This is a genomic window from Calyptranema fuscum S582 (assembly GCF_055793305.1).
Genome location: NZ_JBSLYH010000125.1, coordinates 1 through 1,227, shown reverse-complemented (window position 1 = coordinate 1,227; position 1,227 = coordinate 1). Strand labels below are relative to the sequence as shown.

Annotated in this window: 1 protein-coding gene; it reads left to right on the top strand. The window is 57.0% G+C overall.

The genetic code is table 11. From position 1 onward, the window contains the following. On the top strand, positions 1-1,227 hold a 1,227-nt coding region (locus ACR6Z4_RS32155), incomplete at both ends, for an IS1634 family transposase (protein WP_479721391.1).

Genomic DNA, 1,227 nt, shown 5'->3' with positions numbered 1-1,227 from the left:
TTAGGAGCATTGGTGGAACTGTTGGGGGAGCAGGCGGATGCGCGGCGGGTCATCGAGCAGCAGTTGGCAGGTCAGATGATTCGTGGCTATGGCTTGCCGACGGAGGTAGGACGGTGCGATAGCAGCAGTTTTAGTGTGTATCACCAGGTGGATGAGGAGGAAGAAGCCGAGGGATTGCTGCGCTTTGGTCACAGTAAAGATCATCGCCCCGACTTACGGCAATATCGGCAGGTGTTAGGGACAGTTGACCCGGCTGGGGTGCCCTTGGTGAGTGCGACGTTGCCGGGCAATGGGGCAGATGACCCGATTTACGTGCCCATGTGGGAACGCATGGTTGAGACGATTGGACACAAAGACTTCCTGTTCATCGCCGATTGCAAAGCATCCGCCCACAGCACGCGAGCGCAAATCAACCAACACGGGGGGCTATACTGCGTGCCGTTGGCCCTGAGCGGGCGGATGGAGGAGACCTTGCGCCAATGGGTTTTAGATCCACCCGCCGCGATTGAACCGCTCTACTTACCTGGACAAGACCTCAGCGAAGACCCGATAGGGGAAGGATTTGAACTCGACTTAGGACAACGGTGGCAGTACGGCACCCCAACGGAGGTGTATAGCTGGGTGGAACGACAGTTGGTGGTGCGTTCAGCGACCTTGGCGGCTCAGCAGCAACACGGATTGGAGCAACGCTTGGCGCGTGCGGAGGATGCCCTCAGTGCCTTGAGCAACCGAACGCACAAGGAGTGTTGTGCCTTGCAAAAGGAGGTTGAAACCATTCTCAAGCGGCATCGGGTGAGTGAGTTTTTCAGCTGGCAGGTGCACTACACCCCCCTAATTCGCTACACCAAACGCGGTCGTCCGAAGCCCAATGACCTGACTCATCAACGCTTGGAAGATCGCTTTTCGCTCTCTTTTAAGCGCAACTCAGACGCGATTGGGCAGGCACAACGCTTGTGTGGCTGGCGCATTTACGTCACCAATGTCCCCATCACTCGTCTGGAGCGCGACCAAGCCGTCGCCTATTACCGTGACCAGTGGACACTGGAGCGGGGCTACAGTCGCTTCAAGCGGGGAGCCTTACCAGCCCTGCCTATCTATTTACAAAGTGATGAGCGCATCATCGGGTTGATGTTCCTGCTCACCGTCGCCCTCCGCCTGTTCACCCTCATCGAGTTCGTCGTACGTCGTCAACTGCAACAGGACAAAACTGAGTTAGCCGGACTCTAT